This is a genomic window from Bacillus sp. NPDC057893 (assembly GCF_042796455.1).
In the GTDB taxonomy this organism is placed as follows: domain Bacteria; phylum Bacillota; class Bacilli; order Bacillales; family Bacillaceae_G; genus Bacillus_A.
This window is the reverse complement of sequence record NZ_JBHVNG010000002.1, coordinates 380061-406251: the sequence shown is the minus strand read 5'-3', so window position 1 is coordinate 406251 and position 26191 is coordinate 380061. Positions and strand designations below refer to the sequence as shown.

Below are 26191 nucleotides of genomic sequence, written 5' to 3'. Positions count from 1 at the left end.
AAGCCGATTTCATACTATAGAAATCGGCCTACATTTTAGGAGGGAAATTGTTGCGAATTGTCTCAAGCGCACGCTCTTTCACAACCTGTTTCCCATACTCACTTACACGGTGAATCGTTAAAGTAGATTCTTCTCCATATTCTAAAACAATACTTAAAATACGATCAATCTCTTCTTCTTCATGTAGCACTTCATCAAATTCTACATATACATAATAGCGGTCCTCAAATGAATGCAATTCATCTTTTATATCTTCAAAGATAAGACGATGACTTAATGAAATGACATCTTCAAAATCATTAAACTTAATTAAAAAGCCAAACGTACCATCTTCATTAAAGTTTGTTCCTACTTGTTCTTCTACCTCTTCGACTAATTCTTGCTGGAATAATGATTCGATGCCTTCATCTAGAGGAATGTCTATAATTTTATCCACACCTATTGGTAGTTCCAGCTTTTGTCCATCCTTTGAAAGCTCCGCTTTCGTTACAAGTACTTCAATCCCCTTATCGACTGCTTGCACTTGAATCCATAACGGTCCATCGACAAAGAAATCATCATGATCACGAGCTTCGTCCATCATCTCCCAAAAGAGCTCTTCACTTCGTTCGCGATCATACCAAATTTCTTCACGGTTAAACCCTCTGTCCTCTATATCAATGTACGTAATAAAAAATTTCATCGTATGGTCATTAATTCTTTCAATATCCAAAATACAACTCTCCCTTCCTGCTTAGAATTGTTATGAAGGGATTCCCCACTCATATGACAAAACAATAGATTCTTGTACTCTCATTTTATGATAAGATTCTCCAGAATGGAAATAAAATCGATTTATTTTACAAAAATAGTTATATACCTATCTGTATTCGACTGTTTACATAAAGTGAAACAGTAATCAGTATTTTTTTCATCCTCCACTGATTATTAGCTCGCACCAATCGGGATAAATATACCATTATACCAATTCACTGTTCACAAAAAATTTGGACATACATTCCCATATTCCCCCGTACACTGTAATAAAGTGAAACTTCTATTATAGGTGGTTATTTTGTCCCCGGGGGCGCGGGATCAAAACTAGACAAACTTTCTTCACCACATACATATATTTCGCTTATTAAAACATCATAAATGGAGGCAGACGAATGGACTTAGAGTTTTTAACATCTGTACTAATGATTGTCGGTATCGATGTTGTACTAGGTGGCGATAACGCAATTGTCATCGCACTAGCTAGCCGAAATTTACCTGAAGCAAAACGAAATAAAGCCATTTTGATTGGTACTATGTTAGCAATTGTGCTACGAATTCTCCTCACAATACTAGCTGTCTATTTACTTGATATCCCATTTTTACAACTCACCGGCGGAATTTTACTCACATTAATTGCGGTCAATTTACTCACTGATAATAACAACGATCTTTCTTCTATCCAAGGAAAAACGACTTTATTCCAAGCTGTGCGTACAATTGTATTCGCGGATCTCGTTATGGGGTTTGACAATGTTATTGCCATTGCAGGAGCAGCACACGGAAGACTTTCACTCGTAATTATCGGTTTATTCATTTCTATCCCGATTATTATTTGGGGAAGCAAACTTATTTTAATACTCATGGAACGCTTTCCATTTCTCATTTATTGCGGAGCAGCAGTTCTCGCCTATACAGCAGGAAAAATGATTACACATGAAGACAGACTTGCAACGTTTTTTCATCATAATCCTAGTTTTACCGCAAGTATCCCTTATTTGTTCATTTTCACCATTTTATGCATAGGCTTTATCGTTCAACAAGTGCGGTTACGTAATGTGAAACAGTAAAAAAAAACCTTCTACCCTATAATAGGTAGAAGGTTTTCATATTATTATAATTAATTTACAAGACGCTGTGCTTCACGTAATTGGAACGTTCTTACTGTACGTGGTAAGAAACGACGGATTTCGTCTTCGTTGTAACCTACTTGAAGGCGTTTTTCGTCAATCATAATTGGACGACGTAAAATACCTGGATAGTCACGAATCATCTTATATAAATCTTGAAGTGGTAAAGACTCTAAGTTCACATTCAATTCTTGGAAAACTTTTGAACGAGTAGAAATAATCTCATCCGTTCCGCTTTCTGTCATACGTAAAATCTCTTTAATCTCATCAATCGTTAATGGATCTGAGAAAATATTACGTTCTGTATAAGGAATATGATTTTCCTCTAGCCATAATTTCGCCTTTCTACAAGACGTACAGCTTGGAGAACTATATAATGTTACCATACAAAGCTCACTCTCCTTAAAGAGTACAAATTCTGTACTAATTACAGTTTAAATTTCTAACTTCCGCAATTTTTCGCGATAACTTGTCTTATAGCAAAGTAAAAAATCGCAATTCATGTAAGCAACAACAATTACTTTTAATAAGTAACTTCTATAATCATTATACAATAGTTTTTGCAAGAAATATACAGTGAATTTACTGCTAGTTGAGAAAAATTCTCCGTGTACTCCACTGCTATGTAACATGATTACACTCATTAAAACTGTCCTTTAACAACGGTCTTCAACCCTTTTGATACTTACTTTCTACAATAATTTTCAATTGCTATACAATTACAGTTTCATAATCTTCCCTATCAAAAAGAGAGCGTTTTCTTACCTTTTTCCGACAAAACAATTGAAAAATGTAAGACTCTAAAGGTTAGAAACAAAAAGAACACCTGTTCTAATTTTAACAAATCTCCCCGCTCATGTCTATATGCTTTCTAAAGTAAATCGAATATTTTTCTGACATTTCTTTCTTTTTTACCATTTATCTCATACAATAAAAATATAGACAGGCAAAGGGGGAATTTGCATATGATCGCTTTTTTTACTGATTTTATCATTGTTGCTACCCTCATCATCGGAATAACAGCATTGATTGGTGTCATTACAAATAGCATCGGTGAAAAGCTCTTTGGTGGGAAAGAAAAAATGAAGTTTGTTAACAAAAGTTTAGATGTACAATCTGGCTGGAACCAAGTTGGCGGAAAAGGCATTTATAAAAAACGTACGTACTAAAAAAAGCAGGTAATCACCTGCTTTTTTTGTTATTTCTCTACTGATGCCCATTTGAAGCTTACTTCGCCACCATACTTATGGTTGTACATATCTTTAATTGTTTCTCTTTGTAAATATGCTCTACCACGTTGATATACTGGAACAATCGCAGCATCATCAAGTAACATTTTTTCTGCTTCTAATAAGTTTTTCCAGCGAGCATTTACATCGCTTCCATCTTTCTTCGCTTTCATAATAATCTCATCGTACTTCGGATTAGAATACTTCATTTTGTTTTGCGCTCCATCAGTTACAAACATATCAAGATATGTAACTGGATCCGGGAAGTCTGCACTCCATCCAGAGAATGACATTACATAATCGCCAGCATCTTCTAATTTTAGTTTTTGCGCGAATGGTTGTTGTTTAATTTTCACTGTTAATCCTGGTAAATTCTTTTCTAATTCACCTTTTAAATATTCACCAGTTTTCTTCGATAATTCAACATCTTCATTTAATAGCTCTAATTCAATTTCGTTTTTACCAAGCTCTTTTTTACCAGTTTCCCAATACTTTTTCGCTTCTTTTACATTTGGTTTTACAATATCTCCATTTTCAACACGGAAATCTTTTTTATCCGGTCCTTTAATAAAATTGTCAGGAATTAATCCCGTCGCTGGCTTAGAACCGTTATTTAATAATGTATCAACGAATGGTTTACGGTCAAAACCAAGAGAAATTGCTTTACGAATATTTTTATTTGCTAAAGCTGGGTCTTTTTGATTTAAGCGAAGGAAGAATACAGATGTATCTTCTACCGTTTTGAAATCTGGTTTTCCTTTATATTTATCGATGAACTCTGCTAATAACGTCGCTCGATCGACTGCGTTTGTTTCATATAAATTAATTGGCGTAGATGTATCTTTTACAATATTAAAGTTTACTTCCTCAAGCTTCACTTCTTTATTGTCCCAATATGATGAGCTCTTTGTCATTTTGAAGCTACGTTCATGTTGCCAATCACTTAATGTAAATGGACCGTTATAAAGTGTTGTATTTGCTTCTAAACCAAACTTCGTCCCTTGCTCTTTCACATACTTTTCATTAACAGGATAGAAGATTGGATAGACCATTAAATCAACAAGATATGGAATAGAATTATCTAATTCTACTTCTAATGTATGATCATCAATCGCTTTCACGCCTAATTGGTCTGGACTCATCTCTTTTTTATTAATTTTCTCAGCATTTTTTATATCGTACATAATGTACGCCGATTTCGCAGCTGTATCTGGATTAATTGCTCTTTGCCATGCATACACGAAATCTTTCGCCGTTACAGGTTCACCATTTGACCATTTTGCATCTTCACGTAATTTAAATGTATACTTTTTACCGTCTTCTGACTTTTGGAATTCTTTCGCTACACCTGGAACTAATTTATCGTCTTTCCCAAGGCGGTATAGACCTTCCATCGTGTTGTTCATTACTTTTGAAGAAACTGCATCAGCTGATAACGCTGGGTCCATCGTTGGAATTTCTTGTGTTTCAATTAAGTTAATAACTTGCTTCGCACCGCTTTTCCCGCTATCCCCTTTTGCGTTCGCTTGCGGTTCATCTTTTTGATAGCCACATGCCCCTAAAATCATGCTCATTGCTACTGTTGATGCTACAAAAACTGGTATCTTTTTTTTCATACTTCCACCCTCCAAAAAAATGTTAGCCCTTTCATTTTCAAACAGAAAGAAATATATATATGTTCTAACAATTCATATTATACACACAAATATATTCTTTGTATATTTATATTTCTATTTTATTAAAATTTTCTGTTAACACCAGGTGCGTTTGTAAACGTTTTACACTGCGTTTTTATTGAACTAAAGTGTTAAAAGTAATAAATTTTATATTTTTCTAAATTATCTGAGAAAAACAAATTTTATATCCTATAATATCTTGCGCATAATTATTCTTCCTTTTTTGTCATAAAATGAAGGTTTATTCATATTGAAAATATGTAGGCTAAAATAAGTGCAAAGGATATGAAAGTGTGTTACGATACACTTTGCTAAAAATAGATATCGGTAAAGAGGGGACGGACATGACAGCAATTCACTCAAAAAACGGGCCAACAGAGAAATTAAGTTTATTCTTATTAACATGGCCTATTTTTCTAGAAGTTTTTCTTTTTATGCTGATGGGGATCGCTGATACTTTCATGTTAAGTGCATTATCAGACGATGCTGTATCTGGGGTTGGTGCAGCGAATCAATACCTTCACATCGCGATTTTAGTACTAGAAGTCATCGGGAATGGTGCAGCTATCGTTGTATCCCAATACCTCGGTTCTAAACGCTTTATGGAAGCATCAAAAATATCAGCATTAGCCGTCACATTAAATTTAGTGGTCGGACTCATTATAAGCGCTGGTTTTCTTTTATTTTCAAAACATATGATGATGGCAATGAATTTACAAGGCGATGTATTAACGTATGCACAAAGCTATCTATCCATCGTCGGAGGAGCTATTTTCCTTCAAGCTATTATTAACTCATTAGCCGCAATTATCCGCGTTCACGGCTTTACAAAGCAAGCGATGTTTGTTTCGCTTGGAATGAATATTATTCATATCGCCGGAAACTACGTACTTATTTTCGGGAAATTCGGTTTCCCTGAACTTGGTGTGCAAGGGGCTGCTATTTCTTCTGCTGTCAGCCGGTTAATCGCACTTATCGTTTTCTTCTGGTTACTGTATCGCGTTATGGAATACCGTGTGAAATTACAATATTACTTCACTTTATCAAAAGAATACGTTGGCAAAATTTTAAAGATCGGCATTCCATCGGCATTCGAGCAAGTCATGTATCAAGCTTGTCAAATTGTCTTCTTATATTACGCAACATACTTAGGAACAGAATCGTTAGCTGCAAGACAATACGCTACTAACATTTCCATGTTCACTTATTTATTCGCCATTGCTATCGGTATGGGAACAGCTATTATCGTTGGACGCCTAGTTGGCGGAAATGAAAAGGATGAAGCTTACACACGCGTATGGAAAAGTGTACAATGGGCGATTGGTGTAACTTTATTTATGGTCATTCTCGTTGTTACATTCCGCACACAATTAATGGGACTATTTACGGATAATCCTCATATTATCTCTCTAGGGGCAAGCGTTCTTTTACTAAGTGTACTACTTGAAACAGGACGGACGATGAACATCGTCATCATTAATTCACTTCGTGCAACTGGCGATGCAAAATATCCTGTTTTAATCGGTGCATTCTCCATGGTGTTAATGAGCTTACCGCTCGGCTACTTTTTCGCCTTCCATTTAGATATGGGGCTCGTTGGTATTTGGCTAGCGATTGCCATCGATGAATGGACGCGAGCAATTATTATGTTCTTCCGCTGGAGAAGTAGAGCGTGGGAAAATTATGCACTTGTTAAACCAAATGAGCAAGATGAGAGTGTTTCTGTTCAGGCGCAGTAAAATAAAAGTGTTTCTAAATGAAGAAAAAGGCGGCTGGATTTCAGTCGCCTTTTTCTTCATTCTTGGAAACTCTTACTTTGCTGTCTTTAAACAGAAAAAGAACTTGGATAAAATCTCTTTATACTAAATTAAGTTTAATTAGTATAAAAAAATAGAGCCATCCTTCTGTAATAAAAGAATGGCTCTACTTTATTATTGATAGATTTCTTTATATTTCTTATACTCTGCTTCAGAACATAATACGAAATGTCCTGGGCGAATTTCGCGCATTGTTGGTGCTTCACTACCATAATCATGCTGCGATGGGTCGTATACGATACGTTTACGATTGCGCTCATAATCTGGATCTGGAAGTGGAATTGCTGATAGTAATGATTTTGTATATGGATGCATTGGATTCGCATATAACTCTTCACTTGTTGTCAGCTCAACGATTTGACCACGGTACATTACACCAATGCGATCACTAATGTATTTTACCATCGATAAATCATGGGCGATGAATAAGTATGTTAAACCTTTTTCTCTTTGTAACTGTTTCAGTAAGTTTACAACTTGCGCCTGAATCGATACGTCAAGTGCTGAGATTGGTTCATCAGCAATGATAAATTCAGGTTCTACAGCTAGCGCACGAGCGATACCGATACGTTGACGTTGTCCGCCTGAGAATTCATGCGGGAAACGGTTCGCGTGCTCTTTATTTAAACCAACTGTATTTAACAGCTCGTGAACACGGTCCATACGCTCTTTTTTGCCTTTTGCTAGTCCGTGAATATCAATACCTTCTGCAATAATATCCCCTACTGTCATACGAGGATTTAATGATGCATATGGATCTTGGAAAATCATTTGCATTTTACGGTTGAACTTCTTAAGTTCTGCGCGTGATTTTTTCCCATGTACATTTTCACCATCGAACAACACTTCACCGGCAGTTGCATCGTATAAACGAATGATCGTTCTTCCAGTTGTTGACTTACCACAACCAGATTCTCCTACAAGTCCAAATGTTTCACCGCGGTAAATATCAAATGAAATATCATTAACTGCTTTAACAACACCACCACTCACATCAAAGTGTTGTTTCACATTTTTTACTTCAATTAATTTTTCACGTTGTTTAGTCATGTTGTTCACCTGCTTTCATTTGAAGAATACGTTTTTCAACAACTGCTGGTGGTTTTACTTCTGGCGCTTGCTCATGAAGTAACCAAGTTGCCGCATAATGTGTGTCACTTATTTTAAATAAAGGTGGTTCCATTTCAAAATCAATTTTCAGAGCCTGCGGGTTACGTGGTGCAAAAGCATCACCCTTTGGCGGTTTTAATAAGTCTGGAGGCGTTCCTGGAATCGCATATAGCTCGTCCTCTGAACCATCTAAGCTTGGCATAGATGCGATTAAGCCCCATGTGTATGGATGTTTTGGATTGTAGAAAATTTCATCAACAGTTCCAATTTCAACAACTTTACCAGCGTACATAACCGCAACTCGGTCTGCAACGTTTGCCACTACACCTAAGTCATGCGTAATGAAAATGATTGCTGCTTCTGTTTTTTGCTGAATGTCCTTCATAAGCTCTAAAATTTGCGCCTGAATTGTAACGTCTAGCGCTGTTGTCGGCTCATCGGCAATTAATAATTTCGGATTACAAGCTAACGCCATCGCAATAACTACACGCTGTCTCATACCACCTGAGAATTGATGAGGATATTGTTTTAAGCGCGCTTCTGGATTTGGAATACCTACAAGGTCGATTAATTCTAAGGCAACTTTACGTGCATCTGCTTTACTCATCCCTTGGTGTTTAATAAGACCTTCCATAATCTGATTACCAATTGTCATCGTTGGATTTAATGATGTCATTGGATCTTGGAAAATCATCGCAATATCTTTACCGCGTACTTGCTGCATTTCTTTTTCTGTTAGTTTCGTTAAGTCACGACCTTCAAATACGATTTCACCGTTTTTAATACGTCCTGGAGGATTCGGAATTAATCCCATTAACGCTTTAGAAGTAACTGATTTACCAGAACCAGATTCTCCTACAATCGCTAATGTCTCTCCTTTTTTTAAATCAAAAGTAACGCCGCGTACAGCTTGTACTTCACCTGCATGTGTATCAAAGGAGACTTGCAAATCTTTTACCTCTAGCAATGTTTTCATTTTTACTTCTCCCCTCTTTTACTTACGCATTTTTGGATCTAACGCGTCGCGTAATCCGTCTGCAATTAAGTTAAATGCTAAGATTAACATACTGATGACAACCGCTGGGATGAACATCATATGTGGATACGTTTGAATTGATTTATAACCATCATTTACAAGAGAACCAAGTGATGCGAATGGTGGCTGAATGCCTAGTCCGATGAAGCTTAAGAATGCTTCACCAAATACTGCCGTTGGAATTGTAAACATTGTCATTACGATAATTGGTCCCATTACGTTCGGAATTAAGTGCTTCACAATTAACTGTGTATTTGTTGCACCTAATGTACGAGATGCTAATACATATTCTTGGTTTTTTAATTTTAGGATTTGTCCACGAACGATACGCGACATCCCTATCCAACCTGTAATTGCCATCGCGAGTGTAATCGACCATATACCTGACCCCATAATGATTACCATTAAAATAACGATGATTAAGTATGGAATACCGTTAATAATCTCCATAATACGTTGCATAATATTATCTACTCTGCCGCCATAGAACGCTGAAATACCTCCGTATGCAACCCCGATTACTAGGTCAATTGCTGCTGCTAAAAGAGCGATATATAATGATACACGTGTACCTTCCCATGTTCTTGTCCATAAATCACGGCCAAGATCATCTGTACCAAACCAGAAGTACTCTTTAATATCACGTTTTTCATATTGGTCAACACCATATTGATCTGTACCATCAAATGGTAGCCAATGAACATTTTCAATCACTGGAATTTTCGGTGGCATTTTCGCACGACCTAAATCCTGCTCTTTATAAGAATGCTTACTTATCATTGGTCCTATAACTGCTAGTAGTACAATAAGCATTAATAATACGAAACCAAACATTGCACCTTTATGTTGGAACAAACGTCTTCTTACATCTTGCCAAAACGTTAAGCTTGGACGGGCAATGACTTCATTATCAACATTACTTTGATTGGCTGGTTGAAATAAATCTGGAGATAATTTTTGTACATCTTTCATCATTTTTTCCCTCCCGCTAAACGAATACGAGGATCAATAATTCCGTATAAAATATCGACAATGAAAATAACTAAGATGAAGATCGCACTATAGAAAATTGTAGTACCCATAATAACTGTATAGTCATTCACTGTAATCGATTTAACGAATTGTTCCCCAAGTCCAGGTACAGCGTAAATTTGCTCAATAACTAGTGTCCCTGTAATTAATCCTGCAACCATTGGTCCTAAAATTGTTACAACTGGAATTAACGCGTTACGAAGTGCGTGCTTGATAATGATAACGCCTTGGCTAATTCCTTTCGCTTTCGCTGTTAAAATGTAGTCAGCTTGCATAACCTCAATTAACTCTGCACGAGCGAAACGTGCGATTGTTGCGATAACTGCCATCGATAAGGCAATTGTAGGCATTACTGTAAACTCCGGTCCTTTCCAGAATGCTACTGGGAACCAACCAAGTTTTACCCCTACGAAATATTGTAGTAATGCGGCGAATACGAATGAGGGTACCGACATCCCGAGTACGGAAATAATTGTCGCCCCATAATCGACCCACGTATTGTTACGAAGTGCCGCAACGATTCCTAAAATTAAACCGATAAATGTTCCTAATATAATCGCTTGTAAACCAAGTTGTGCTGATGGTCCAATACGATCCACAATCATATCTGTTACTGGGCGGTTATCATATTGGAATGATACCCCTAAATCACCTTTTGCTAAGTTACCTAAGTAACGCGCATATTGAACTGGTACTGGATCATTTAAACCATATTTTTCAAGAATGATTTCTTTTTGTGCCGGTGATAGTTTCTCCTGGTTTTTAAGTGGAGAACCCGGTAGTAATTTCATCAAAAAGAAAGTCAGTGTAGTAATTAAAAATAATGTCAAAGCCATGTACACGAAACGTTTTAATACATAACGTCCCATAGTCAAGCACCTCCCCGTTTTTCTCAAAAGCAATAAGATAGTTTGAAATATTCTTACTTTTATTTTTTTAAAATAAGAGCACATGCCCATCATAGGCATATACCCTTGTAAACGATGGAAAAAAGATTATTTTTGTTCAACAGATGCCCATTTGTAAGTTAATTTACCACCGTAGTTAATCGGGATAATATCTTTTACAGCACCTTTTACTACATACGCTGAACCTTTTTGATAGACTGGAGCAATAACTGCATCCTCTTTAATTAACATCTTCTCTACCTCTAAAAGGTTGTTCCAGCGAGCCTGTAAATCTTTTGTATCTGTTTTTGCTTTTAGAATTAGTTCATCATATTTCGGATTAGAATATCCCGTTTTGTTTTGTGAACCATTCGTAACAAACATATCTAAATATGAGATTGGATCTGGGAAATCTGGACCCCAAACACCAAACGCAATATCATATTGCTGAGAATCTTCTAATTTATTTTTTTGTGCGAATGGCTGCTGTTTAATTTTGATCGATAAACCAGGTAAGTTCTTTTCCATCTCACCTTTTAAGAATTCGCCAATTTTTTTCGCATCTTCATTATCGAAGCTTAAGAATTCTAATTCGATTTTATCAGTGCCAAGCTCTTTCTTCGCTGTTTCCCAAAGTTTTTTCGCTTCTTTTGAATCCGTTTCAACTAGCTTTCCATTTTCAGCACGGAAGTCTTTTTTATTCGGACCTTCAGCGAAATCTTTTCCAACAAATCCGTAAGCACCAATTGCGCCGTTGTTTAAAATAACTTTTGCAATGTTATCACGGTCAAAGGACATTGAAATTGCTTTTCTTAAGTTTTTATTACTCAAATACTTATTATTTTGATTGAATCTTAAGTAGGCAACTCCTGCTTCTTGTCGTGCTTGGAACTCTGGAGTTTTTTTAAATTTATCAACAAATTCCGACGTTAGAGCCGCACGATCAATCGCATTTGTCTCATATAAATTTACATCAGTCGATGTATTTTTCACAATATTGAAATTTATTTCTTCGATTTTAACCGTCTTGTTATCCCAATATGATGGGTTCTTCTTAAATTGGAAGCTTTGTTCATGTTTCCAATCACTCATAACGAATGGCCCGTTATATAATGTTGTATTTGCCTCTAAACCAAACTTATCACCTTGTGATTTCACAAAGTTCTCATTTAGTGGGTAAAACACCGGATAAACCGTTAAATCAATAAAGTAAGGAACGGGATTGTCTAATTCCACTTCTAATGTATAATCATCAATCGCTTTTACACCTAATTGGTCAGCAGGTAATTCTTTTTTATGAATTTTTTCTGCATTTTTAATATCGAACATAATGTACGAATACGTCGCTTTTGTATCTGGATTTACTGCTCTTTTCCATGAATACACAAAGTCTTTCGCTGTTACAGGTTCCCCATTCGACCATTTCGCATCTTTTCTTAATTTAAATATGTATTTCTTCCCATCATCTAGCTTTTGGACATCTTCAGCAATCCCAGGCATTCTCTTTTGATCTTTGCCAGTACGATATAAACCTTCCATCGTATTATTTAATGCTGTTGAAGATGCAGAATCTGATGCTAACGATGCATCCATTGATGGAATTTCAGATAACTCTGTTAAATTGAGAATCTGTTTTCCGTTACTACTACTAGTAGCGTTTTCTTTTCCTTTTGCTTTAGCGTCCTCTTTCTGGTAGCTACACGCGCCAAGCAACATACTTGCAGTTAAAGTTGATGCAAGTAATAACGGTATCTTTTTCTTCATGTTGTGTTGCCTCCCCTAATTGCACTTCCTGTACCCTCACTTGTAGAAAAACAGAATTGAAAGAATAATCTCCAAGTTTCTACAATTTTCATTATACATATAATATGACGATTGTGAATATAGTTTTTTGTTTTTTTGTTAAAATTTTTAATAAAATGTTTATATTTTTAATTTTTCGTAAAGGGATAGGTTAACATTGCTACCATCATCTTGAAATTAGACCGCAATTGCGTATAATTTTCAAAAAATTATTTATATTACTTATTATAGCTTTTATAGTATAATAATTCTAGTAATATTTTGACGGAGGGGAATATTTTGAATAAAGTTTTTTTTCATACTTGTATACTATTTTTGGTTGCGATAATCGCTTCTAGTGTGGGCGCATTCCTCGTTTCATCTCAATTTTTGTTGAATTTTGTCAACATCTCATTCTATATTGCATTGTTTTTTATTCTTATAGGTGGTTTTTTATTCATATTTCAAAATGGATTTTTTAACGTAACAATTTACGCATTCCAAAGAGTATTTGGTACGAATAAAAAAATTGACTCTTTAATTGAAGAAGCAGAGGAACCTATCGATAAGAAAGAACGTATTTATAAAACATATTCATTCAAATGGACGTATCCGATTTGTATTACCGGCATCGTACTTGGGTTGTTCTCGATCCTCATTAGCTTTACTATTTTGATGTAGTTTGCAAACACTGCTCCATATGATATAATAATCAGCAAAACATTTTGTTATAAAACTTTAGTTCTTTCATATTAAAAGGGCTCAGTTAACAATAAATTTATATGTATGCGATGATAAAGAAGAGTACATATTGGGGCAATTTCAGAGAGCTTGTGGGTGGTGTGAACAAGTAATTGTACAGTATGGAATGGGCTTTTGAGCACCAAACCGAACCGAAAGTAGTAGGCTTTGGCGTTATATCCAGACGTTATTATGGATCTTGAGAGATTTCACAGCTGTGAAATAATTAGGGTGGTACCGCGGTCCATTCGTCCCTATGTAATTTGGGATGAATGGGCTTTTTTGTATGCCTTCTCTTCCCCATCGCACATTCAATTTTAGGAGGAATTACTTATGTCAGTTATCTTTTCTGGTATTCAGCCAAGCGGAACAATTACACTTGGAAACTATTTAGGAGCTATGAAGCAATTTACAGAGCTTCAAAACGAACACGACTGTTATTTCTGTATTGTAAACCAACATGCGATTACAGTACCTCAAGACCCTGTAGGGCTTCGCAAAAACATCCGCAGTCTTGCTGCGCTATACGTTGCATGCGGCATCGATCCTGAAAAAGCTACTTTATTTGTACAATCAGAAGTACCAGCACACGCTCAACTAGGATGGATTATGCAATCCGTTGCTTACGTTGGAGAATTAGAACGTATGACACAATATAAAGACAAAGCTTCAGGAAGAGATTCAGTTCCAGCTGGATTACTTACATATCCACCATTAATGGCTGCTGATATTTTACTTTACAACACAGAAATCGTGCCTGTTGGTGATGACCAAAAGCAACATATGGAATTAACACGTGATCTAGCAGAGCGTTTCAACAAACGCTTCCGTGAAGTGTTCACAGTTCCTGAAATTCGTATTCCAAAAGTAGGAGCTCGCGTTATGTCATTAACAGAACCTACGAAAAAAATGAGTAAATCTGATCCAAATCCAAAATCAATGATCAGTATGCTTGATGAGCCAAAAACAATCGAAAAGAAAATAAAAAGTGCTGTAACTGACTCTGAAGGCATCGTTAAATTTGATAAAGAGAACAAACCTGGAATCTCTAACTTATTAACAATTTACTCTTCATTCTCAGGAAAAACAGTAGAAGAAATAGAAGCAATGTACGAAGGAAAAGGATACGGCGACTTCAAAGGTGACCTAGCACAAGTAGTCGTAGAAGCAATTCGTCCAATCCAAGACAAATATAACGAACTAATCAACTCCCCAGAACTAGACGAAATTCTAGACAAAGGTTCCGAAAAAGCAAACCGCGTTGCATTCAAACAACTACGCAAAGTAGAAAACGCAATGGGACTAAGCAGAAAACGTAGATAACACATAAAGCGGAAGCGGCTCGTTCAGAATGTGAGGAGGATGGAGCTCCTGACGTAGAGGCGTTTTTCGCCTCGCAGGAAGGCGCGAAGCCACTGAACATTCTTGCCGCTGGAGCTGGATTTCATATAAAGCGGAAGCGGCTCGCTCAGAATGTGAGGAGGATGGAGCTCCTGACGTAGAGGCGTTTTTTGCCTCGCAGGAAGGCGCGAAGCCACCGAACATTCTTGCCACCTCCATTAAAAAAAACCGCCAATTGGCGGTTTTTTTTAATTTACCTTCTGCTCATTTTCCATTTCCCATAACTTTTCAAAAAACGGCTGTCCTTTTACAAGGCGCTCACATAATTGCTCGTGCTTCTCAGACCATCCAGTTTTCGCTTCATCATAAAGTCTAGCCCAAACATCTTCAAATCCCATATGTTGGACCATTCCATACGCTGATGGATCCCACTCTGTGAACCAATAGCGAATTTCAGCTGGATTTTTCGTTGTATGTAATTGATCTAATGCCATAAATAATAATTGTTTTAACTGTCTTTCTTTACGAGTTAGGCCGTTCATAATGAAAGGTGACGGCGATAAAATATGATGTTCTTTTTCAATCTCTTCCACTTGGAACTCATACTTTTCTTCTTGCACATTTTCTACCATCTCATATACCATCTGCTCTTGACGAGGTATAAGCCTACTTTTTCTAATTGGCACATTATAGCCGATTGAATCAATCGCAATAATTCCTTTTCCATCTGTAACTACAAAACAATATTCTTGTTGCAAACGTTCGTGATTTTTACGAATATAAGCCTTATGATATACGTCTTCCAATAATTTTTGCGGAAGCTCTAATAATTCGTTCTCGATGTAATGATATAATGTGGCATCTACTTTTAATAATGGCACTTGATCTAATAGCTCAATCGTATCATCTTTCCGCCATTCGTAAAAATGACAAACGTTATACCCATTCTCTTCACCTTCAAACCAATTTACCCATACATCATGTAGATATAACATTCACTACCCCTCACTTCACTACTGTTTGTACCAATCATTATGTTCATTTTTGCTTAACTTTATTCCACTTAAGGAAAAATATTCTAATTATTATTTTTTCTTCTATAATATAAAAAACAGGAGGTAACGCTCCTGTTTTTTTATGAAACATGAAATGTATTTGCTTTATTCAATATTTCTTTCGCATCTATAGATAATAAAGACAGTGTATTTTCTCCTTCAAATGCTACACAATCTTTCACAATATGAAATCCAAGTGCATAGCCAAGCATTTTCGGATACGAGTGCAGTCCATTTAATAAAACATCATGCTCCCTCGTACCTCTCTTTACATCTATTCGTTCTTGTATTGAATTTCTCCAATAATAAATAGCATCTTCTTTTGAAATATAAGTAGTCCATGGTGCACATCTTTTTTCTGTATACCTTTCATACACAGCTTGCTCAGCTAACCCTTCCATAATCATCGTATCAAGTAATGTATACTCTGTTTCTTTCGTCTCAATTTGATGTAATCTACATATATGGTGGTATTCATGCGTTAATAACGCTTTTAGTTCCTCAACTGAATTACGTCCACATACGAATAAGAAAATAACGTGACGCATAGATAAACCAGCCTTCCCGTTATATTCCTCTTGTACCGTTCGATTATATGAATCTGATAATAAAATAAAGATAGGAACATCTGGACCTTTTAGCCAACTTTTCAATTTTTCATACTCCATGCTAAGTTCTTTCCAAATTTCTTTCTTCTCTAACTCTTTAATTTCCTGCTCCCCCCTCATTACTGGGCGATACATACCTTTAGAGATTAAAAAACGATACAGCCTCTCTTTTGGCAATGGAATATACTTTGTAAATTTCTCACAAAGCTTTTCTGGGCGTCCATAATACAGATGTAACCATTCTGCCGTTTCAACAACCCCCACCCTTCATCCCTCCTTTTCTTATGTATATGCAAAAAAGAATGGAACGTAAAGGTGATAAAAAATAAATAAGGTGTCTTTTCGTAGTACTTTACGAAAAGACACCTTATTGTACATATTACTTATATGCTTTAAATACTAATACTGCGTTATGACCACCGAATCCTAATGAATTACTTAATACAGCTCGCACTTCTTGATGTCTCGCTGTATTTGGTACGTAATCTAAATCACATTCTGGATCTGGTGTTTCATAGTTAATCGTCGGAGGAATTACTCCGTCTGTGATTGATTTAATAGAGAAGATCGCTTCAACAGCACCAGCTGCTCCTAATAAGTGACCTGTCATTGATTTCGTCGAGCTAATTGCTACTTTATATGCATGCTCACCAAACGTTTCTTTAATTGCCATCGTTTCATACTTTTCATTTGCATCTGTACTTGTACCATGCGCATTAATGTAATCAATATCTTCTGGCTCTAGACCTGCATCAGCTAAAGCTTGACGCATCGCACGAACTCCACCTTCACCACCAGGAGCAGGCATTGTAATATGGAATGCATCACCAGTTGCACCATAGCCGACAATTTCCGCGTAAATATGAGCACCACGCGCTAACGCATGCTCTAATTCTTCAAGAATTAAAATACCAGATCCTTCTCCCATTACAAATCCACTACGATTTTTATCAAATGGACGGCACGCTGTTGCTGGGTCTTCATTAAATGTTAGTGCTTTCGCTGAACTAAACCCTGCGAACGCCATACTTGTTAACGGCGCTTCTGCTCCGCCTGTTATCATCGCATCAGCATCACCGCGCTGGATTACTTTAAACGCATCACCAATTGAGTTTGCTCCAGATGCACAAGCTGTTACAGAGCAAGTATTAATTCCTTTCGCTCCTGTAGCGATTGATACTTGACCTGCTGCCATATCTGGAATCATCATTGGTACGAAGAATGGGCTCACGCGGCGCGGACCTTTTTCAGTAAAAATCTTAAATTGTTCTTCGTATGTTTCCATACCACCAATACCAGAACCAACCCATACACCAATGCGTGGTGCATTTTCTTCTGTAATTTCAAGCTTCGCATCTGCAACTGCCATTTTCGCTGCTACTACTGCATATTGCGTAAAGCGGTCCATACGGCGCGCTTCTTTTTTATCTATATATTTTTCGACTTCAAAGTCATTAATTTCTGCTGCTACTTTTGCAGGAATTTGTTCTGAATCTATTCTTGTAAGTCGTCCGATTCCGGATACACCATTTTTAATATTTTCCCAAGCTGTTTCAACATCTGTTCCGATCGGTGTAACAGCTCCTAGCCCTGTAATTACGACCCTCTTTTTTTCCATACAAAATACACTCCTTTTTTTCTCTCAGTCCTTATTTACCCCAACGAAGAGCTACTGCTCCCCATGTTAATCCGCCGCCAAAACCGACTAGTATAATTAAATCACCATCTTGAATACGTCCATTTTGCAATTCCTCTACCATTGCAATTGGAATTGAAGAAGCCGATGTATTACCGAACTTTTCAATTGTCATACTCATTTTTTCTTTCGGTAAATTTAATCTTTCTCTTGCAGATTCCATAATACGAATATTCGCTTGATGTGGTACTAAGAAGTCCACATCTTCTTTCGTAAGTCCCGCTTTTTCTAACACGCGAAGACAGGAATCACCAAGTTGGCGAACAGCAAATTTAAAGACTTCTCTGCCGTTCATCATAACATACTCGTCTTGATAAAGATGCTTACCGCCACTTCCGTCCGCTCCTAATTCAAAGGAAAGTACACCTTTTCCTTCCGAAACGGCTCCCATTACGATAGCACCTGCTCCGTCCCCAAATAGTACTGCTGTATTTCGATCGTTCCAGTCTACAATTTTAGATAGTTTGTCACTACCAACTACTAATACATTTTTATAAGTTCCCGTTTGAATAAATTGCTGCGCTGTAATCATTCCGTACATAAAGCCAGCACACGCTGCACTTAAATCCATCGCGGCTGCGTGTTTTGCGCCAATTGCTTCTTGGATTACACAGGCTACTGCTGGGAATGCGCGATCTGGCGTTACTGTTGCCACTAAAATAAGATCGATATCCTCTCCGCTAATCCCTGCATCTTCAAGTGCTTTTTTAGAAGCCTCTACCGCCATATATGAAGTATCTATTGTATCATCGGCAATGCGTCTTTCTGCAATTCCCGTTCTCGTACGAATCCATTCATCAGATGTATCTACGATTTTCTCTAAATCGTGATTTGTGACTACTTTTTCTGGCACATATCTTCCGACCCCTAAAATGCCCACGTTCACATCGCAGCCCTCCATTTTATATCAATTATTATGACTTGGTACTAATTTTAAAACATAAATGTACTTTTGTCTAGAATATATTTCAGCTAAAAAAATAAAGACAGCGTATTACTAACTTTATTTTTCATTAAAAGAAACAGAAAAATTCCTGTCCTTTCAAAATACAAATTATTCCATACCCTTACTCCGCTTGAGAATAAAAAAGCCCCAACCGCTTCTATCCACGGTTCGAGCCTCTCTCCCATCAAAAAAGAAGGGTTTATTCTTTATCTGCCTTTCCTTCAAAACTAAGGCGTTCTCCTCATAACCTTCCCCTTAACCTCATCATCCCTCTGGTCTTACCTCGCTCGAGACTAAAAAAGGCTCTTACCGCTTCTACTCACGGCTCGAGCCCCTCTCCCCTCCCAAAAAGAAGGTTTTGTTTTTCAGTTTTATTCTTTATCTGCTTTCCCAAGCTCATATGCTTCGCCCATTACTTTCATCAATAGCTCTAACACCGGCTGTGCGTTCTCCATATCAAGTGCAATTCCATTAGAATCTAAAATTGCCTTAGCTTCTGGTAAATGTTTCATTGCGATTTGTAAAAATTGCATACTTTTTTCGTTCATGTAATCTCTCCCTCTCCATTAAAGCTTTTCAATCAATTATCCATACAATAGTTTAACACGTGCGCTACCCTTCGTATAACTCTTTATATTTTTTCATATGTGCCAATTGTTTATTTAAACCGAATTCTACTGGTGTATTTTTTTGAATAGAAATAACCTCTACAGCTTCATCTCTTACTTCCACATTTTTTTTATTTACTTTATCATCTGCATGCAGCAAGGTCATACCTTTTTCCCATAACTCTTCTTTTCCGCTAAGTAAATTATATACACCGAGGTGCTTTACATTCATTCCATGTTCCCATAAATATTCACATACATCTTCAACGTAAAGTAAATCGCTTCCTTTTTCTCCATTTATACAACGGCACTCTTTTTCATCAAGTTCTGATAAAATAAGCTGATGATACATCATAAACGACGGTTGCCACGGCCCATATAATGTAGGAACTCGATATGCACTATATTGTAATTCGCCTTTTTTCACCCCTTCTTCCACCTTCGAAAATAGACGTTTGTTTTCGGATTCTTCAGTGCTTCCTATTTCAATAGAAGAAATTAGATTTAACTTTACTTTATTTTTTTCACACATCCTTACGATTCGTTTTAAATATTGTAATATGACCCTTTCATTCCGAAATCCATTTTGTTGATTCGGCTCATACAAACAAAAATAAACTGTATCGAAACTTTCTTCCTCTACCGATCGCCATCCGTCTTCATCCCTTATAGAATAGTACGTAAATAACGCATTTCGCCCAATCAACAATAATTTCTCTTCATTAATTTTTGTCATACTATCAAATTCATCAAAATCAAGACCATACACTTCTATTTCTTCTGCAATCATTTTATTCACAAGGTGATAACCTACAAACGTAAGTGCACCTATAATCAGCACGCGTTTCATACCACCAATCCTTTCCCCTTGAAACAAATAGCTCCTCGTTTATGTATATGGGAGCTTCACAATTCTTCTTCATATTTTTTAAAGAAATCAGTCGTTTGTCTAACCATTTTATATTTCACATCTTGCAGATGGAATAAAACAAAAGTGTCGCATTGATTTAATTGCCTCATTTTCTCGTATTTACGTAACAATTGTTTTCTTCCTCTTTTTTCTTGTGTTGATACGAAAATTTTAACAGGTACACAAGACGGAAGAAGCACAAATGATTTCTTATTTATTTTTGATTCTAATTCTAATTCTTCTTCTTTGGAATCATACGCCAAACTTAATTCCTTCACTAATCTTTTGTAAAAAAACTTATGCTCTTTCTCAAACTCCACATATTCTGGTAAATCTAAACACGGATTTAACATAACGACCGAACGTATACATTCAGGGTACTTGTTCATCATCTCCAGTGCTACAAGTGCTCCCATACCATCTGCCATAATGTGCATTTTCGTATTCAATGTCTCTTTTCTTAGAACGACATCATACAAACGTTTTGCTAGATGAACAGCTCGGTCGTTCCCCCAATGCCTTCCGTATAAGTTAGACGAAAAGACTGTGTAGCCTTTTTCAATAAGGCCCTGTAAAAAATAAGCTCTCCCTGCATGCTGTGTCCATAAACTTGTACCATTCTCAATAAAATAGTTATAATCTCCTAGGAGCATAACAGAAAATCCATTTGGCTTTTCCGGTAAATAAATTACACATGGTTCTTTTTCTAAGTAAAAAAAACGTTCTGTAATACTCATTTTTCCCCCGCCTTATTTTCTAAACGTATAAAAGTACTCTTTTATAATGTATGAACAGAATGCAAATTTGCGTTGAAAAATCTACAAATATTTTTCTATATTCTTTTTTCAATTGTGTTACAATAAGGACAGATTGAACGAATAGAGGTGTAAAATATGCGTTTCATTTGGGCATTAATTTGGTCGTTCGCGCTTGTACATATGATGAGCTACGTAATCGGCTCTATGACTGGCGGTACATACGATTTTAACCAAGCGTCTATTTTCTCAGTTGTTCTTGCGGTATTAGTATTAGCGATTGCAGCTGCGATTCCAAACGAGCCAGTAGAACAACACTAAAAAGAGTCCGGATTTTATCCGAACTCTTTTTTTACTTTACATGAACGACTAATTCGTCATTTTCAACATCGACCACTACGTGACTATTGTCCGTAATCGTTCCTGCAATCAATTCTCTCGCTAATTTCGTTTCAACTTGACGCTGTACGTATCGTTTTAACGGACGAGCTCCGTACAGCGGATCGAATCCAGCTTCTACAACAAATTCTTTTGCAGATTCCGTCAATTCTAATGATATGTGGCGATCTGCTAAACGCCCTTGTAATTCTTGTACAATCTTATCAACAATACCTTTAATTTCATTCCTTGTAAGAGGTTTGAATAAAATAATTTCATCGACACGGTTTAAGAATTCTGGTCGGAAATGTCCTCTTAATTGTCCCATTACAAGTTCTCTTGACTCTTCTTTAATAGAACCATCTTCTTCTAGCCCTTCTAATAAGTGAGCAGATCCAATATTTGAAGTCATAATAATAACCGTGTTTTTAAAGTCTACTGTACGTCCTTGTGAATCTGTAATGCGTCCATCGTCTAACATTTGTAATAAAATGTTGAATACTTCTGGATGTGCTTTTTCGATTTCATCTAACAAAATAACAGAATATGGTTTACGTCTTACTGCTTCTGTTAATTGTCCGCCTTCTTCATATCCAACATATCCAGGAGGCGCACCAATTAAGCGTGACACTGCGTGTTTCTCCATATACTCAGACATATCGATACGAATCATTTGCTCTTCACTGTCAAATAACGTTTGTGCTAACGTTTTTGCAAGCTCAGTTTTACCAACACCTGTAGGGCCTAAGAAAATGAATGAACCAATTGGACGATTCGGATCTTTAATGCCAGCGCGAGCACGAAGAACTGCGTCTGATACAAGGCTTACCGCTTCCTCTTGACCGATAACACGCTCTGATAAAATTTGTTCAAGACGTAATAATTTCTCACGTTCACCTTCAACGAGTTTTGCGACAGGAATACCAGTCCACCTTGAAACAATGTCTGCAATTTCTTCTTCACTTACTTCCTCGCGTAATAAACGATTCTCTTGTTTATTATGTGCACCCATCTCTTCCGCTTCTTTTAACTCTTTTTCGATAGCTGGAATTTTCCCGTGTCGAAGCTCAGCTGCTTTATTTAAATCGTAATTTCCTTCTGCTTCTTCTAATGCACGGCGCAAACGCTCTAAATGTTCGCGTAAGTCACGCACTTTATGAATGTCTTCTTTTTCTTTCTCCCATTTCGCTCTCATACTACTTGCAACTTCTTTTAAATCCGATAATTCACGTTGCAATGTTTTTAGGCGCTCTTGACTACCTAAGTCCTTTTCTTTCCCAAGAGCTGCTTCTTCAATTTCCAGCTGCATAATGCGGCGCGTTACTTCATCTAATTCTGTTGGCATAGAATCAATTTCTGTTCGAATTGTTGCACAAGCTTCATCAACAAGATCAATTGCTTTATCGGGCAAAAAACGATCTGAAATATATCGATCTGATAAAACAGATGCTGCTACAATCGCGCGGTCATGAATATTTACACCGTGATAAATTTCAAAACGCTCTTTTAAACCACGTAAAATGGAAATTGCATCCTCAACAGTTGGCTCTTCTGCTAATACTTGTTGGAAACGTCTTTCTAATGCTGGATCTTTCTCAATATATTTACGGTATTCATCTAATGTCGTTGCCCCGATACAATGCAGCTCACCACGCGCTAGCATCGGTTTTAACATATTTCCTGCATCCATCGCTCCTTCTGTTTTACCAGCGCCGACGATTGTATGAAGTTCATCAATGAATAATAAAATGCGGCCTTCACTCTTTTTAATTTCATTTAATACAGCTTGCAGACGCTCTTCAAACTCACCGCGGAATTTTGCTCCGGCCACAAGTGCACTCATATCTAAAGCGAAAATTGTTCTATCTTTTAATCCTTCTGGGACATCTTTTTTTACAATACGCTGTGCTAATCCTTCAACGATTGCTGTTTTACCAACACCTGGTTCCCCGATTAAAACAGGGTTATTTTTCGTTTTACGTGAAAGAATACGGATCACACGGCGAATTTCACTATCTCGGCCGATTACAGGATCAATTTTCCCTGCTCTTACTTCCGCCACTAAATCACGGCCATATTTTTCTAACGCTTCATAAGTTGCTTCTGGATTTTGACTAGTCACTCTCTGATTCCCCCGAACTGTCATTAAAGACTGTAATAAGTTATCTTTCGTAATATGAAATTTTGTAAATAATTGATTTATAGCGCCTTTTTCTTCAGAAAAAGCAAGTAATACATGTTCGACTGAAATGTAGTCATCTTGCAATTTCTCCGCTTCTTTTCCTGCTCTTACAAGCAGTTGTTGCAAAGCACCTGTTACATATAATTTCCCTGCCTCTGCCCCGCTTCCAGTTACAGAAGGCTTTTTCTTAATTAAACTTTCGGCGCCTTGCTTTAACGCTTCTATATCGACATTCATTTTTTGAAAAATACGTACTGTTAATCCGTCTTGCTGCTCTAATAACGTAAGCAATAGATGAACAGTATCTACTTCTTGATGATGATGAGATACCGCTAAAGATTGAGCACTCATAATCGCTTCCTGTGTTTTCGTTGTCATTTGATTTAAGTCCATCTTTACAGCCCTCCAATTGTTTGACTTTCTTTGACCTTTGATTTGATTATACGCCAACTGACTTTTTTATACAATAATTTTGCTTATGTAGTTCAAACTTATTATTGGAAAAAGAAAAAAGTAACATTCATTTTCCTAATCAAAAAAAGCCGCAATAACGATTGCGGCTTCTGTTACGGTTTTCTTTTATATGTCCACTGACGGTTATGATTTGCGTTCTCTGGAAACCTTTCCCCGGCAGTTAATTTCACCATTTGTGGATCTTTCACCATACTTCCCGTTTCACCAATTTCTACGTAAATGCCATCATTTGGCGCCTTTTGCCCTGAACGAAACCTGCGATTTTGTCCCATTTCCATTCTCCTTCCATGACGTCTTGCCTCATTAGTATATCCATTTTAAAAGAAAGCTTTTCTGTCATGTTTAGGAAACAAGTACTACCGTTTATCCATGTACATATATATAATTACACAACCTTAAGCAGGAATTATTGGTATATTTGTTGAAAAAAAAGAAACCAACCTAAGTTTAGGCCAGTTCCAAAGGAGAGTCAAACATATACGAGAAGATTACATATTCATTATAAGTCGCATCATTCAAACAATGTAATCCTTTTCACAAATTGTACATAATGAAAGAAACATTGTTTGAACTTTCTAAAAAGACATTGACTTTTCCCTGATTTCCAATGAGAAATAGTAGACACCACAGCGCTTCGCGACGTAAGATGGATATATAGTGAAACTTTCATCTACAGTAGTTTCACCCAGTTTAACCTCTTATTTCTGCATATTAAAAACGGAAATACAGATAGAAACAAAAAAATTATTATAAGAGGTGAAATTATGAATAAACAACATTTAATCGCATTAGACTTAGACGGAACTTTATTAACAGACAACAAAATAATTTCTCCAAGAACGAAAAACACAATTGCAAAAGCAAAAGAACAAGGACATATTGTCGTTATTTCAACAGGGCGTCCATTCCGCGCTAGTTACGATTATTATAAAGAACTTAGCCTTAACACACCAATCGTAAACTTTAATGGAGCTTACGTGCATCACCCTCTTGATTCAAGTTGGGGAACACATCACTCTCCTCTTGAACTTTCAACAGCGCAAGAAATCGTCCGAGCTTGCTTTGATTTCGGCGTGAAAAATGTCTATGCTGAAGTCATCGATGATGTGTATGTCCGTGAAATTGATGAAGATAAAAAACATATTTTTGAATTCGGTTCTCCAAAGATTTTCACAGGAGATTTATTAAATACTTTAAACGACCATCCAACTTGCTTATTAATCGATGCACATGACGAGCATTCTGCTGCAATTCGTCAACATTTAACTGATATGCATGCTGAAGTCATCGATCATAGAAAATGGGGTGCGCCTTGGCCAATTATTGAAATTGTAAAAAGCGGATTAAATAAAGCTGTCGGATTACAAAAAATTTCAGGCCATTATAACATTCCTAAAGAACGAATTATCGCTTTTGGTGATGAGGATAACGACTTTGAAATGATCGAATTTGCTGGTCATGGAATCGCAATGGGTAATGCGATTCCTGAATTAAAATCACTTGCAAATCATACAACATTAACGAATGAAGAAGATGGTATCGCTCTATATTTAGAAGAGGTTCTTGGATTGTAATCTAAAAATTCCCTGCTTATAGTTTCTCGCCAAACGCTCATACTATTATTAGACGCAAGAGAAAGCGCGTCAATTGTTTTCAGCTAAATAAAGGGAGGTTTTTCGAATGGGTAAAAAGAACAAATCAAAACGTTTTATCCAGCAAGGAGCCGATGCTGTTATGAAGCATGATGCAAGATTCCCGTACAGAGGTACATTAGCTGAGGCAGAAAAGGCAAGAAGTAACTCTTCTCTTGGAGGGGTTTAAATGGGGAACTTACTATTCCAACAAGCTAGAGACGCTGTTGCAAGTGCCGTTTCTTGTTCAAGTGGCGCTGAACAACAGGAACTCGTTTATAGAGCAAAAAACTCTTTGCACTCTGCTTATGCAAACTCTTCAACTGCTGAAAAAGTTCAGCTACGTGAAATGCAGGAGCAATTGCAAAACATTACGAATTTGCATTAAAAAAAGAGGACCAGCTTTGGTCCTCT

At 36.8% G+C, this 26191-nt stretch carries 26 protein-coding genes and 1 other annotated feature; of the genes, 9 read left to right on the top strand and 17 right to left on the bottom strand.

Going from position 1 to position 26191, the window contains the following annotated elements:
* Positions 1-28: 28 nt before the first annotated feature.
* Positions 29-712 (bottom strand): adaptor protein MecA, encoded by a 684-nt coding sequence (gene mecA, locus ACFVQC_RS10705; RefSeq protein WP_377896125.1) that lies wholly within the window; start codon positions 710-712, stop codon positions 29-31.
* A 436-nt stretch (positions 713-1148) separates the two neighbouring features.
* Between mecA and ACFVQC_RS10700 the strand changes: the two genes are divergently transcribed.
* Positions 1149-1823 (top strand): TerC family protein, encoded by a 675-nt coding sequence (locus tag ACFVQC_RS10700; protein WP_193654807.1) that lies wholly within the window; start codon positions 1149-1151, stop codon positions 1821-1823.
* Positions 1824-1873: 50 nt separating this feature from the next.
* On the opposite strand, the gene spx is transcribed toward ACFVQC_RS10700, so the two are convergent.
* Positions 1874-2269 (bottom strand): transcriptional regulator Spx, encoded by a 396-nt coding sequence (gene spx / locus ACFVQC_RS10695; protein ID WP_002011348.1) that lies wholly within the window; start codon positions 2267-2269, stop codon positions 1874-1876.
* A 579-nt stretch (positions 2270-2848) separates the two neighbouring features.
* Between spx and ACFVQC_RS10690 the strand changes: the two genes are divergently transcribed.
* On the top strand, positions 2849-3052 hold the full coding sequence (locus ACFVQC_RS10690; protein ID WP_000559981.1) for a hypothetical protein: 204 nt from the start codon (positions 2849-2851) through the stop codon (positions 3050-3052).
* 29 nt (positions 3053-3081) lie between these two features.
* On the opposite strand, the gene ACFVQC_RS10685 is transcribed toward ACFVQC_RS10690, so the two are convergent.
* Entirely contained in the window at positions 3082-4728 is a 1647-nt protein-coding gene (locus tag ACFVQC_RS10685; protein WP_377898320.1) for a peptide ABC transporter substrate-binding protein, read from the bottom strand.
* A gap of 353 nt (positions 4729-5081) precedes the next feature.
* Between ACFVQC_RS10685 and ACFVQC_RS10680 the strand changes: the two genes are divergently transcribed.
* Entirely contained in the window at positions 5082-6527 is a 1446-nt protein-coding gene (locus ACFVQC_RS10680) for an MATE family efflux transporter (protein ID WP_193654805.1), read from the top strand.
* Between the two features lie 192 nt (positions 6528-6719).
* Here the strand turns inward: ACFVQC_RS10680 and ACFVQC_RS10675 are convergent, their stop codons facing one another.
* From ACFVQC_RS10675 to ACFVQC_RS10655, 5 genes are all read right to left on the bottom strand, one after another.
* The gene (locus tag ACFVQC_RS10675; protein WP_002149823.1) at positions 6720-7655 is read right to left on the bottom strand and encodes an ABC transporter ATP-binding protein; all 936 of its coding nucleotides are present in this window, start codon (positions 7653-7655) and stop codon (positions 6720-6722) included.
* Positions 7648-8691: an ABC transporter ATP-binding protein gene (locus ACFVQC_RS10670; RefSeq protein WP_002149824.1), complete on the bottom strand. Its 1044-nt coding sequence runs from the start codon at positions 8689-8691 to the stop codon at positions 7648-7650. Before ACFVQC_RS10670 ends, ACFVQC_RS10675 begins: the two co-directional genes overlap by 8 nt.
* Positions 8692-8709: 18 nt before the next feature.
* Positions 8710-9726, bottom strand: a complete 1017-nt coding sequence (gene opp3C / locus ACFVQC_RS10665) for an oligopeptide ABC transporter permease (RefSeq protein WP_377896209.1) — start codon at positions 9724-9726, stop codon at positions 8710-8712.
* On the bottom strand, positions 9723-10652 hold the full coding sequence (gene opp3b, locus ACFVQC_RS10660; protein WP_000534165.1) for an oligopeptide ABC transporter permease: 930 nt from the start codon (positions 10650-10652) through the stop codon (positions 9723-9725). The genes opp3C and opp3b overlap by 4 nt, the downstream gene beginning before the upstream one ends.
* Positions 10653-10778: 126 nt before the next feature.
* Positions 10779-12434, bottom strand: coding sequence for a peptide ABC transporter substrate-binding protein (locus ACFVQC_RS10655; RefSeq protein WP_088044782.1), 1656 nt, complete (start codon positions 12432-12434; stop codon positions 10779-10781).
* 318 nt (positions 12435-12752) lie between these two features.
* On the opposite strand from ACFVQC_RS10655, the gene ACFVQC_RS10650 reads away from it, so the two are divergent.
* Together ACFVQC_RS10650 and trpS are read left to right on the top strand one after the other, a co-directional pair.
* Positions 12753-13133 (top strand): DUF3899 domain-containing protein, encoded by a 381-nt coding sequence (locus ACFVQC_RS10650; protein ID WP_002149831.1) that lies wholly within the window; start codon positions 12753-12755, stop codon positions 13131-13133.
* 101 nt (positions 13134-13234) lie between these two features.
* Positions 13235-13452 (top strand) — a binding site (T-box leader).
* A gap of 74 nt (positions 13453-13526) precedes the next feature.
* Complete coding sequence (trpS, locus tag ACFVQC_RS10645) at positions 13527-14516, top strand: tryptophan--tRNA ligase (protein WP_377898319.1); 990 nt, start codon at positions 13527-13529, stop codon at positions 14514-14516.
* A 266-nt stretch (positions 14517-14782) separates the two neighbouring features.
* Here trpS and ACFVQC_RS10640 read toward each other — a convergent pair whose 3' ends face one another.
* From ACFVQC_RS10640 to ACFVQC_RS10610, 7 genes are all read right to left on the bottom strand, one after another.
* A complete protein-coding gene (locus ACFVQC_RS10640) occupies positions 14783-15529 on the bottom strand; it encodes a YjbA family protein (protein WP_377898318.1) in 747 nt (248 codons plus the stop codon).
* A gap of 140 nt (positions 15530-15669) precedes the next feature.
* Positions 15670-16461: a DUF2268 domain-containing putative Zn-dependent protease gene (locus ACFVQC_RS10635; protein WP_002149838.1), complete on the bottom strand. Its 792-nt coding sequence runs from the start codon at positions 16459-16461 to the stop codon at positions 15670-15672.
* Positions 16462-16576: 115 nt separating this feature from the next.
* On the bottom strand, positions 16577-17815 hold the full coding sequence (gene fabF, locus ACFVQC_RS10630; RefSeq protein WP_377894294.1) for a beta-ketoacyl-ACP synthase II: 1239 nt from the start codon (positions 17813-17815) through the stop codon (positions 16577-16579).
* A 31-nt stretch (positions 17816-17846) separates the two neighbouring features.
* Positions 17847-18779, bottom strand: a complete 933-nt coding sequence (gene fabH, locus ACFVQC_RS10625) for a beta-ketoacyl-ACP synthase III (RefSeq protein ID WP_002149840.1) — start codon at positions 18777-18779, stop codon at positions 17847-17849.
* A 431-nt stretch (positions 18780-19210) separates the two neighbouring features.
* On the bottom strand, positions 19211-19387 hold the full coding sequence (locus ACFVQC_RS10620; RefSeq protein ID WP_002149843.1) for a ComZ family protein: 177 nt from the start codon (positions 19385-19387) through the stop codon (positions 19211-19213).
* Positions 19388-19451: 64 nt separating this feature from the next.
* Positions 19452-20324, bottom strand: a complete 873-nt coding sequence (locus ACFVQC_RS10615; RefSeq protein WP_377894292.1) for an NAD-dependent epimerase/dehydratase family protein — start codon at positions 20322-20324, stop codon at positions 19452-19454.
* A 29-nt stretch (positions 20325-20353) separates the two neighbouring features.
* A complete protein-coding gene (locus ACFVQC_RS10610) occupies positions 20354-21094 on the bottom strand; it encodes a lipase family protein (protein WP_377894291.1) in 741 nt (246 codons plus the stop codon).
* A 156-nt stretch (positions 21095-21250) separates the two neighbouring features.
* Between ACFVQC_RS10610 and ACFVQC_RS10605 the strand changes: the two genes are divergently transcribed.
* Entirely contained in the window at positions 21251-21433 is a 183-nt protein-coding gene (locus ACFVQC_RS10605; protein ID WP_001211111.1) for a YjzD family protein, read from the top strand.
* A 31-nt stretch (positions 21434-21464) separates the two neighbouring features.
* Here ACFVQC_RS10605 and clpB read toward each other — a convergent pair whose 3' ends face one another.
* Positions 21465-24065, bottom strand: coding sequence for an ATP-dependent chaperone ClpB (gene clpB, locus ACFVQC_RS10600; protein WP_377898317.1), 2601 nt, complete (start codon positions 24063-24065; stop codon positions 21465-21467).
* A 173-nt stretch (positions 24066-24238) separates the two neighbouring features.
* On the bottom strand, positions 24239-24418 hold the full coding sequence (locus ACFVQC_RS10595; protein ID WP_002117000.1) for a YjzC family protein: 180 nt from the start codon (positions 24416-24418) through the stop codon (positions 24239-24241).
* A gap of 492 nt (positions 24419-24910) precedes the next feature.
* Between ACFVQC_RS10595 and ACFVQC_RS10590 the strand changes: the two genes are divergently transcribed.
* The 3 genes from ACFVQC_RS10590 to ACFVQC_RS10580 all read left to right on the top strand — a co-directional run bounded on the left by ACFVQC_RS10590 (position 24911) and on the right by ACFVQC_RS10580 (position 26165).
* Positions 24911-25720: a Cof-type HAD-IIB family hydrolase gene (locus ACFVQC_RS10590; RefSeq protein WP_002201383.1), complete on the top strand. Its 810-nt coding sequence runs from the start codon at positions 24911-24913 to the stop codon at positions 25718-25720.
* Between the two features lie 106 nt (positions 25721-25826).
* The gene (locus ACFVQC_RS10585; protein ID WP_002170819.1) at positions 25827-25967 is read left to right on the top strand and encodes a hypothetical protein; all 141 of its coding nucleotides are present in this window, start codon (positions 25827-25829) and stop codon (positions 25965-25967) included.
* Positions 25968-26165 carry a DUF3813 domain-containing protein gene (locus ACFVQC_RS10580; RefSeq protein WP_098778083.1) on the top strand — a complete coding sequence of 66 codons (198 nt, stop codon included), beginning with the start codon at positions 25968-25970 and terminating at the stop codon, positions 26163-26165. It begins immediately after the preceding gene.
* Positions 26166-26191: the final 26 nt, after the last annotated feature.